This window comes from Achromobacter sp., assembly GCF_057314935.1.
In genome coordinates, this window is the sequence record NZ_DBHKZA010000061.1 from 27472 (window position 1) to 37840 (window position 10369).

General features: G+C 66.8%; 6 protein-coding genes. 4 read left to right on the top strand and 2 right to left on the bottom strand.

Annotation, left to right across the window (positions count from 1 at the left end; all coding sequences use genetic code 11):
• The first annotated feature begins 219 nt into the window (after positions 1-219).
• Together ACO6D5_RS21075 and ACO6D5_RS21080 are read left to right on the top strand one after the other, a co-directional pair.
• Complete coding sequence (locus tag ACO6D5_RS21075; protein WP_485826439.1) at positions 220-1176, top strand: alpha/beta hydrolase; 957 nt, start codon at positions 220-222, stop codon at positions 1174-1176.
• 19 nt (positions 1177-1195) lie between these two features.
• The gene (locus ACO6D5_RS21080; RefSeq protein ID WP_485826440.1) at positions 1196-2185 is read left to right on the top strand and encodes a Bug family tripartite tricarboxylate transporter substrate binding protein; all 990 of its coding nucleotides are present in this window, start codon (positions 1196-1198) and stop codon (positions 2183-2185) included.
• Positions 2186-2300: 115 nt separating this feature from the next.
• Here ACO6D5_RS21080 and ACO6D5_RS21085 read toward each other — a convergent pair whose 3' ends face one another.
• Together ACO6D5_RS21085 and purL are read right to left on the bottom strand one after the other, a co-directional pair.
• Positions 2301-3929 carry a methyl-accepting chemotaxis protein gene (locus tag ACO6D5_RS21085; RefSeq protein ID WP_485826441.1) on the bottom strand — a complete coding sequence of 543 codons (1629 nt, stop codon included), beginning with the start codon at positions 3927-3929 and terminating at the stop codon, positions 2301-2303.
• A 188-nt stretch (positions 3930-4117) separates the two neighbouring features.
• Positions 4118-8167, bottom strand: a complete 4050-nt coding sequence (gene purL, locus ACO6D5_RS21090; RefSeq protein WP_485826442.1) for a phosphoribosylformylglycinamidine synthase — start codon at positions 8165-8167, stop codon at positions 4118-4120.
• Positions 8168-8527: 360 nt separating this feature from the next.
• On the opposite strand from purL, the gene ACO6D5_RS21095 reads away from it, so the two are divergent.
• Both ACO6D5_RS21095 and ACO6D5_RS21100 read left to right on the top strand, forming a co-directional pair.
• Positions 8528-9067 carry a TRAP transporter small permease subunit gene (locus tag ACO6D5_RS21095; protein WP_315846294.1) on the top strand — a complete coding sequence of 180 codons (540 nt, stop codon included), beginning with the start codon at positions 8528-8530 and terminating at the stop codon, positions 9065-9067.
• Entirely contained in the window at positions 9064-10362 is a 1299-nt protein-coding gene (locus ACO6D5_RS21100) for a TRAP transporter large permease (protein ID WP_315846293.1), read from the top strand. The genes ACO6D5_RS21095 and ACO6D5_RS21100 overlap by 4 nt, the downstream gene beginning before the upstream one ends.
• Positions 10363-10369: the final 7 nt, after the last annotated feature.

The following is a 10369-nucleotide window of genomic DNA, read 5'->3' on the forward strand; positions in this document are numbered from 1 at the left end:
GGGGGCAGCAAGCGCACGAAGTGCGTGCGGCGTGGGGGCCCTTTTCCCCGCCGGGCCGCCCCAAGGGGAAAAACGCCCCCTCGGGGGGCAGCAAGCGCACGAAGTGCGCGCGGCGTGGGGGCCTACACCTGTGCTGAATCGGCACAGGGGGTGCTCATTTTGCACAACCCAGATACATCTGGCAACTAACATCCCGGCGTCCATTCCTTGGAAACGCCGATGTCCGACTCCCCTGTCCTGCTCAAATCCATCCGCAGCCATTTCCTGGGCGGCGTCGAAGCCGTGGCCGGCGGCGTGCCGATTCTGCAGAAAAAGGTCGTGGACAACGCATCGGCCCGCTTGATCGACATGAACGGCGGCTACAGCGTCGGCCAGCTTTATGTGCAGGAATACCGGCTGGCCAAGCCGTTGCATCCCTACCCCGTGTTGCTTTGGCACGGCGGCGGCATGACGGGCGCGCAATGGGAGAGCACGCCCGACGGCCGCCAGGGCTGGCTGTGGCGCCTGCTGCAGGCGGGCTATGACGTGTTCGTTTCCGATGCGCCCGAACGCGGCCGCGCATCCTGGGCGATGTATCCGCAGGTCTACGACAGCGCGCCCATTTTCCGGTCCAAGGAAGAGGCCTGGCGCCTGTTCCGCATCGGCCCGGCTTCGGGCTACGCGCCCGCCGGCCAACCGCGCCACGCCTATCCGGCGCAACAGTTCCCCATCGAATCCTTCGACACCTTCGCCAAGCAGTTCGTGCCGCGTTGGTTGACGCATGGCGACATGGCGCTGGACGCGTACCGGCAATTGCTGGAACTGGCTGGCCCCTGCATCGTTTTCGGCCATAGCCAGGGCGGCGGCTTCGCCACCCTGCTGGCCCACGAATACGCGGCCACCGTGCGCGCCGTCGTCGCGCTGGAGCCCACCGGCACGCCGGCTGCCGTGCCCTGGCAGTTGCCCCCGCACTTGCTGGTTTGGGGCGACCACTTTCAGGCGGACGAGACCTGGCTGCGCTACCGCGCGCAGACGGACGCCTACTGGCGGGCCTTGCGCGCGGCCGGCGTTCGCGCCGAAGCGCTGGACCTGCCCGCCGCCGGCATTGCCGGCAATTCCCATTTCTGCATGCTGGACCGCAATAGCGACCAGATAGCCGGATTGATCGTCGATTGGCTCGACCGCAGCCTCGACTAACCTTCGCCTGGAGACACAGATGAACTTCAAGAAATCCACCATCGCCCTGGCGCTGCTGACCGGCGCCACGCTGGCCGCCGGCGCCGCTTCGGCGCAACAGGCCACCGACTACCCCTCCAAGCCCGTGCGCCTGATCGTGCCGTTCGCCCCCGGCGGCACCGCCGACATCATCGGCCGCGTCTTCGCCGCGCAACTGGGCACCGAACTGGGCGCCACCGTGGTCGTGGAAAACAAGGCGGGCGCCGGCGGCTCGATCGGCACGCGCTTCGTCGCCGATTCCGCGCCCGACGGCTACATCCTGCTGCTGGCCTCCTCCAGCACCCATGGCACCAACCCCGCCGTGTACAAGTCGCTGACCTATGACGCCGTGCAGGACTTCACCGCGATCACGCAACTGGTGACCGTGCCGGGCGTGCTCAGCGTCACCAAGGACTTCCCGGCCGCCGACCTGAACGCGGTGATCGCCACCTCCAAGGCGAATCCCGACCGCTACACCTACGCCTCGTCGGGCGCGGGCGGCCTGGGCAACCTGGCCATGGAGCTGATGAAGTCGATGACCGGCGCCAAGCTCATGCACATCGCCTACCGCGGCGCAGGCCCGGCGTTCACCGACGTGATCAGCGGCCAGGTCTCGATGATCTGGGAACCGGTGCCGGCGTCGCTGCCCTACATCAAGGGCGGCCAGATCCGTCCGATCGCCATCGCCGCCGATACGCGTTCGCCGGAACTGCCCGACACGCCGACCTTCAAGGAAGCCGGCCTGCCGCGTTATGAAGCCAACGCCTGGAACGGCCTGCTGGCGCCCAAGGGCCTGCCGGAAGACGTGAAGAAGAAGCTGCACGACGCTTCGGTCAAGGCGCTGAACACCCCTGAAGTGAAGGCCAAGATGGCCAGCCTGGGCGGCACGGTCGTGGCCGGCACGTCGGATGCGTTCCAGCAAGTGATCGCCAGCGACGTGAAGAAGTGGAAGAACGTGGCGGCCGACGCCAAGATCCAGCTGGATCAGTAATCGTCTCGGTACCGCGCCAATGAAAAATGCCCCGCAAGGGGCATTTTTCATTGCATGACGGGGGCCAGGGCGGCCGCCATCAACGCTATTGGCGGCATCGGCGCCATGGACGCCGTCAGGCGCCCAGCAGCGCCGGCTCCGCACCGCGGCCCAACGCGGGCGCTTCCTCGTCGATCACGCGGCCGCCGGCTTGCAGCTTGAACACCGCCACGGCTTCGCGCAGGCGTTGCGCCTGGGTTTCCAGCGACGCGGCGGACGCCGCCGCTTCTTCGACCAGCGCCGCGTTCTGTTGCGTCACGCTGTCCATCTGCGACACCGCTTGGTTCACCTGCTGGATGCCTTGCGACTGCTCTTCGGACGCGCTGGAGATCTCGTTGATGATGTCCGTCACGCGGCGCACCGACACCACGATCTCTTGCATGGTGGCGCCGGCGGCCTCCACCTGGTCCGACCCGATCGACACCTTCTGTACCGACTCGTCGATCAAGCCCTTGATTTCCTTGGCCGCCTGGCCGCTGCGCTGCGCCAGCGCGCGCACTTCGCTGGCCACTACCGCAAAGCCCTTGCCCTGCTCGCCCGCGCGCGCCGCTTCCACGGCCGCGTTCAGCGCCAGGATATTGGTCTGGAAGGCGATGCCATCGATCACGCCGACAATGTCGGCGATGCGTTTGGAGCTGTCGGCGATGCCGCGCATCGTGCCCACGACGTCGCCCACGGCCTTGCCGCCGCGCGTGGCCACTTCCGAGGCCGCCGTCGCCAACTGCGAGGCGCTGCGCGAACTGTCTGCGTTGTTCTTCACGGTGGACGACAGTTCGTCCATGCTGGCCGCGGTTTCCTCCAGGGAGGCCGCCTGCTGCTCGGTGCGCGAAGACAGGTCGATGTTGCCGGCCGCGATCTCGCGCGAACCGGTGTGGATCTCTTCCACGCCCAGGCGCACGGCGGACACGGTGCGGGCCAGGCTATCCTGCATGCGCTTGACCGCGGCATACAGCACGCCGATCTCGTTGTCGCCGCGCTGCTCGATGCGGTTGCTGAGGTCGCCGCTGGCGATGCGGTCGAACAGGCTGCCGGCATCGTGCAGCGGACGGAACACCGACCGCGCGAAAACCACGTACAGGCCCACCACCAGCACGGCCACCACGGCCAGCAGACAGACCAGCAGCACGATCGCGCCGTTGATGCGCGTGGAGGTGTCGCGCGCGACGCGCTGGCCCACGTCATCGGCATAGTCCACGTACTTCTGGATGGCCTGCGTGAAGGCGATGCCCAGCGGCGTGACCTTTTCCAGGTTCAGCCGGCTGGCGTCCTGCGGCTTGCCGGCGCGGATGGCGGCCACCATCGGCGCGATCGCGTCGCGCTGATAGACGTCGTAGGCGGCCAGCGCGGCGTCGAACAAGGGCTTGCCTTCGGCGGACGTCTCGGGCTGCTTGCGGGCGCTGTCGATCAGGTCCGACGCCTTCTTGGTATAGCCGTCCAGCCGCTGCATGCTGGCCAGCGTGTCGATGCTCTTGCCTTCCAGCAGCGCGCTCTGCGCGGCCAGCAGGACCAGGCGCGCACGCAGCAATTCGGCGCCTGCGCCGTCCACGGCGTTGGCGCGGACCAGGTTGGTGTCCAGCAGCAATTCAATCGAAGTGCGGTTGGACGTCAGTTGCTGGTAGACGGCTGCGCCGGTTACCAGGAAAAGCGCGAAAAAGACGCCCAAGGCGGACGTCAGGATTGCGCGGATACTTAAATTCTTGAACATGAAAGGCCACTCCGGGGTTGCGTAACGCTCTTCCGGTTAACGGCCCGATGCAATGAAAAGTTAAATATCTCATTGGGTTACATGCAAAACAACGCCTCCGCGCCCCGCCCAGGTCGAAAAAAAACGGGCCGCAAGGCCCGTTTCTGTTGCTGTGCCCGGCAAGCGGGCGCGGCGTGGCTTGTGCTGCCTTACTTCAGCCAGACGCGCGCGTTGCGGAAGATGCGCATCCACGGGCTGTACGTGCCGCCCTGGTCTGCGTTGCCCCATTTCTCGGGCGCCCACGACATCATGACGTTGCGCGTCACGCGTTCCGGGTGCGGCATCATGACGGTGAAGCGGCCATCGGCGGTAGTGACGGAAGTCAGGCCGCCCGGGCTGCCGTTCGGGTTGAACGGGTAGGCTTCGGTGGCTTGACCACGGTTGTCGATGTAGCGCGCGGCGGTCAGCACACGGCTGGCGTCGCCTTGCTGCGAGAAGTCGGCAAAGCCTTCGCCGTGCGCCACGGCGACCGGGATGCGGGCGCCTTCCATACCATTGAAGAAGATGGACGGCGACTTGGCCAGTTCCACCATCGACAGGCGGGCTTCGTACTTTTCCGACTGGTTGCGCGTGAAGCGCGGCCAGTGCTCGGCACCCGGGATCATCGGTGCCAACGCGGCCATCATCTGGCAGCCGTTGCACACGCCCAGCGCGAACGTGTCCGGACGCGCGAAGTACGCGGCGAACTGATCCGACAGCTTGCTGTTGAAGCGGATGGTGCGCGCCCAGCCTTCGCCAGCGCCCAGCACGTCGCCGTAGCTGAAACCGCCGACCGCCACCAGGCCCTGCATCTGCGCCAGATCCACGCGGCCGGCCAAGAGGTCGGTCATGTGGACGTCGATGGCTTCGAAGCCCGACGTGTCGAACGCCCACGCCATTTCGACCTGGCTGTTGCAGCCCTGCTCGCGCAGGATGGCCACGCGCGGACGCTTGCCCGTGTTGATGAAGGGCGCGGCGATGTTCTCTTGCGGGTCGAAGGCCACGTTCGGGCTCATGCCCGGGTCAGTCGTGTCGTTCCAGACGTCCAGTTCAGCCTGGGCGCACGCGGGGTTGTCGCGGCGCGCCATGATGCGGTAGGACACTTCGCTCCAGGCGCGGCCCAGGTCGGCGCGCGGCTGGCCCCAGACCTTCTTGCCGTCGCGGTAGAACTCGACTTCGTCGGCGCCGTTCAGGCCGCCGATGACGTGCGAGTGGGCCGACAGGCCGGCGCCGCGCAGCACTTGCATGACGGCGTCGCGTTGGGAGGCCGGCACCTGGATCACGGCGCCCGCCTCTTCCGAGAACAGGGCCTTGAGCGTCAGTTCTTCGCGCTGCACCTTCACCTGATCCGGGCGGATCTTGTAGTCGCCCCAATCCGCCGATTGCGGATCGAAAGTCAGCATGTCCAGGTTCACCGAGATACCGGTGCGGCCGGCGAAGGCCATTTCGGTCAGGGTGGCGAACAGGCCGCCGTCGGAACGGTCGTGGTAAGCCAGGATGGTGCCGGCTTCGGCCAGCGTGCGGATGGTGATGAAGAAGGCGCGCAGGTCTTGCGGCGAATCGATGTCCGGCACGGTCTCGCCGACCTGGTTGTACGTCTGCGCCAGGATCGAGCCGCCCATGCGGTGGCGGCCACGGCCCAGGTCGATTAGGATCAGCACGCTGTCGCCCGCGTCGGTGCGCAGCTGCGGGGTCAGGCTGGCGCGCACGTCGGCCACCGGCGCGAACGCGGTCACCACCATCGACACCGGCGCCACCACCTGGCGCTGTTCGCCGTCCTGTTCCCAGGACGTCTTCATGGACAGGGAATCCTTGCCCACCGGAATGGACAGGCCGGTGGCCTGGCACAGTTCGCTGACGGCGGACACGGTGTCATACAGCGCGGCGTCCTGGCCATCGACGCCGCAAGCGGCCATCCAGTTGGCGGACAGCTTGATGTCTTCCAGGCGCGCGACGTCGGCGGCGGCCAGGTTGGTCAGCGCTTCGGCCACGGCCATGCGGCCGGAAGCCGGGGCATCCAGCATGGCGATGGGGGTGCGTTCGCCCATCGACATGGCTTCGCCGCGGAAGCCTTCGTAGTCGGCCAAGGTCACGGCGCAATCGGCCACCGGCACTTGCCAGGGGCCAACCATCTGGTCACGGCTGGACAGCCCGCCCACGGTGCGGTCGCCAATCGTGATCAGGAAGGATTTGTTGGCCACGGTCGGGTGGCGCAGCACGCGGTAGGCCGCTTCGGTGAGATCGATGCCGGCCAGATCCAGCGGCGCGGACACGCCGGGCAGGCGGCGCACGTCGCGCGTCATGCGCGGCGGCTTGCCCAGGATCACGTCGATCGGCACGTCAACGGGGCGCACTTCGGCGTCGCCTTGCGGGCGGAGGGTGTCCAGGCCGGGCAGGCCCTCGCCGTCGACCACGCGCAGTTGGCGTTCTTCGGTGGCTACGCCCACGACCGCGTACGGGCAGCGTTCGCGGCGCGCGATGGCGTCAAAGCGTTCCAGGTCCTTCGGCAGAATCGACAGGACATAACGTTCCTGCGATTCATTGCTCCAGATTTCGGCGGGCGACAGGCCCGACTCTTCCAGCGGCACGCGCTTCAGATCGAAAATGGCGCCGCGGCCGGCGTCGTTGACCAGTTCCGGGAAAGCGTTGGACAAACCGCCCGCGCCCACGTCGTGGATGGCGATGATGGGGTTGTTCTCGGCCTGCTGCCAGCAGCGGTCGATGACTTCCTGCGCGCGGCGCTCGATTTCCGGGTTGCCGCGTTGGACGGAATCGAAGTCCAGTTCGGCCGAGTTGCTGCCCATGCTGATGCTGGAGGCGGCGCCGCCGCCCATGCCGATACGGAAGCCCGGGCCGCCCAGCTGGATCAGCAGCGCGCCAGGGGGGATCACGTCTTTGTGCGTCAGGCCCGCGTCGATGCTGCCCAGGCCGCCCGCGATCATGATGGGCTTGTGATAGCCCCAGCGCGTGCCGCCGGCGGTCTGCTCGAATGAGCGGAAGTAGCCCAAGAGGTTGGGCCGGCCGAATTCGTTGTTGAACGCCGCGCCGCCGATGGGGCCGTCGATCATGATGGACAGGGGCGACGCGATGCGTTCGGGCAGGCCGTGGTGGTCGGCTTCCCAGGGTTGCAGCGCGTCGTCGAAACGCAGGTGCGACACGGTGAAGCCCGTCAGGCCGGCCTTGGGCTTGGAGCCGCGGCCGGTGGCGCCTTCGTCGCGGATTTCGCCGCCCGCGCCCGTGGACGCGCCGGGGAACGGCGCGATGGCGGTCGGGTGGTTGTGCGTTTCCACCTTCATCAGGGTGTGCACGGTGGTGTCGCGGCGGATGTACTTGGCGCCGTCGGCGCCCTCGCCCGTCACGCCGGGCACGCCCGCCTGGAAGCGCTGCGCGGGGCCGCCTTCCATGATGGCGGCGTTGTCCGAATAGGCGACGACCGTGCCTTCCGGCTGCGCCTTGTGCGTGGCGCGGATCATGCCGAACAGCGTGTTGGGCTGTTCCTGGCCGTCAATCACCCATTCGGCGTTGAAGATCTTGTGGCGGCAGTGTTCGCTGTTGGCTTGCGCGAACATCATCAGTTCGACGTCGGTGGGGTCGCGCCCCAGGTCGGTGAACGACTTGGCCAGGTATTCGATTTCGTCTTCGGACAGGGCCAGGCCCAGCGAGACGTTGGCTTCGGCCAACGCCTGCACGCCGTTGGCCTGGACGCCCACGGTGCGCATCGGCTTGCCGGCCAGCGTCTGGAACAGCGCCTGGCCGTCGAAGCCGGCGTCGACCACGGTTTCGGTCATGCGGTCGTGCAGGCAGTCGGCCGCGCGCGCCAGCATGGCGTCGTCAAACGACTTGGTGCCCAGCAGGCCACGTTCCGGGGTGATCACGTAGCGCACGCCGCGTTCGATGCGGTGCACCGATGACAAGCCACAGTTGTGGGCGATGTCGGTGGCCTTGCTGGCCCACGGGGAAATGGTGCCCAGGCGCGGAATGACCAGCAGGGACAGGCTCTTGGCCGGCACGTCGGCCGTGCTGGGCGTGCCGTAATCCAGCAGTTGGGTCAGGTGTTGCTGCTGTTCGGCCGTCAGGGCGGCGTCGGTGCTGACGAAGTGCTCGTAACGGGCGGAGATGTCGGCCACCGGCAGGCCGGCTTCCTTCAGTTGCGCAAGAAGGCGATCACGACGAAAGGAGGACAGGACGGAGGAACCAGGCAGATGCTGAACTAGGGACACGATGCGGGCGCCGTATAAGGATGGGTGCAAAAAGTGATTTTACCTGTTTAGGGGGTTTTCCCGGAGCGCTTGTTCAAGAAGCGTTCGAACCCGCCGTTTTGTCCGGTGTTACAAAAGAATTCCGAGCGGCGCGCACTGGATTGGTGCGCAGCAATATTCCAGTAAAGCCCCGACGCGAACGTGGTTTATCCGAGGCCGCGGCCTTGCGAAGCGGCGGCTCTGGTGCAATGCAGCATGTTGTTGCCGCCCCGCACCACGGGAAAACACGAACTATCGCGTCTGCGGGGCAACGGTAGGATGCAGCGACTTATTCATAGAACATAGAACGCGCGTCAAGCGCCGAAGCCGTCGCCTCACCCCATGTCCCGCCCCGAAGCCCCCGCCGAGCCTGTCGAACCGATCCTCCCCGTTGAAGCAGATCCCGCCGTGAAGGTGCCGCTGGCCATCGAAGACTGGCTGGCCGTGATCTTGCTGGCCACGCTGGCGCTGATCACCTTCACGAACGTGCTGGTGCGCTATTTCACCGACCAGTCTTTCGCCTGGACGGAAGAGATCTCGGTGTTCCTGCTGATCGTGCTGACGATGGCCGGCGGCAGCGTGGCCTTCGTGCGCAACCACCACATCCGTATCGAGATCCTGGCGGACAACGGTTCGCCGCGCCGCCAACGCATCATGGCGCTGATCGCCAACAGTTGCGTGCTGGCGTTCTTCGTCTTGCTGACCGTGCTGTCGGTGAAGCTCGTGTCGGACGAATTCATCTATGAAGAGACCTCCCCCGCGATCGGCGTGCCGACCTGGTGGTATTCGATCTGGTTGCCCGTGATGGCCGCGGCGATTTCGCTGCGCACCCTCGGCATCCTCCGCCGCATCGCGCGCGGCGCCGGGAACCACGCCAAATGATCGCCTCCATCCTCTTTATCGTCTTCATCGTCCTGATGCTGATCGGGGTGCCGGTCGGCGTGGCGCTGGGCATCGGCGGCACCGTCGCCATCGTGCTGTCCAACCTGGACACGCCCTGGTATGGCCTGCTGACCGTGCCGCAGAACTTCTACGCCGGCCTGGCCAAGTACCCGCTGCTGGCCATCCCCATGTTCGTGCTGGTCGGCTCCATCTTCGACCGGTCGGGCGTGGCCAAGCGCCTGGTGGACTTCGCCATCGCCATCGTGGGCCGCGGCCCCGGCATGCTGCCGCTGGTGTCCATCGCGGTGGCCATGTTCCTGGGCGGCATCTCGGGGTCGGGACCGGCTTGCGCGGCCGCCGTGGGCGCCGTGATGATCACCGCCATGTCGCGCGCGGGCTATCCGGGCTCGTTCTCGGCCTCGATCGTGGCCGCGGGCGCTGCCACCGACATCCTGATCCCGCCGTCGGTCGCCTTCATCATCTACTCGGTGCTTGTGCCGGGCGCCTCGGTGCCCGCGCTGTTCGCCGCCGGCATGATTCCGGGCATCCTGGCCGGCCTGGCGCTGATCGTGCCTGCCGTCTGGCTGTCTCGCAAGTACAAGATGGGCGCGCTGGAATCCCACCTGCCGCGCCCGCCCTTCTGGGCCAGCCTGCGCGAAGCGTCGTGGGGCCTGGCCGCCCCGGTGCTGATCCTGGGCGGCATGCGCATGGGCTGGTTCACGCCCACCGAGGCCGCGGTCGTCGCCGTGTTCTACGGCTTGTTCGTGGGCGGCTTCATCCACCGCACGATCAAGTTCCGCGACCTCTACACCATCCTGCGCGAAGCTGCCGAGCTGTCCGCCGTGATCATGCTGGTGGTGACGCTGGCCGGCATCTTCGCCTGGGCCCTGTCCACGCTGAGCGTGATCGACCCGATCACCAACGCCATCGTCAATTCCGGACTGGGCGAATGGGGCGTGCTGTCGCTGCTGATCCTGTTGCTGATGACGGTGGGCATGTTCCTGGACGGGATCTCGATCTTCCTGATTTTCGTGCCGCTGCTGATGCCGATCGCCAACGCCTACGGCTGGGATCCGGTGTGGTTCGGCGTGATCCTGACGTTGAAGGTGGCGCTGGGCCAGTTCACCCCGCCGCTTGCCGTGAACCTGATGGTGTCGTGCCGCATCGCGCGCGTGCCGATGGAGTCGACGGTGCGCTGGGTGGTGTGGCTGCTGGGCGCCATGTTCCTGGTGCTGGTGGCGGTGCTGGTGTTCCCGCAGCTGGCGCTGTGGCTGCCGCACAAGTTGGGCTATTGAAGCTGGG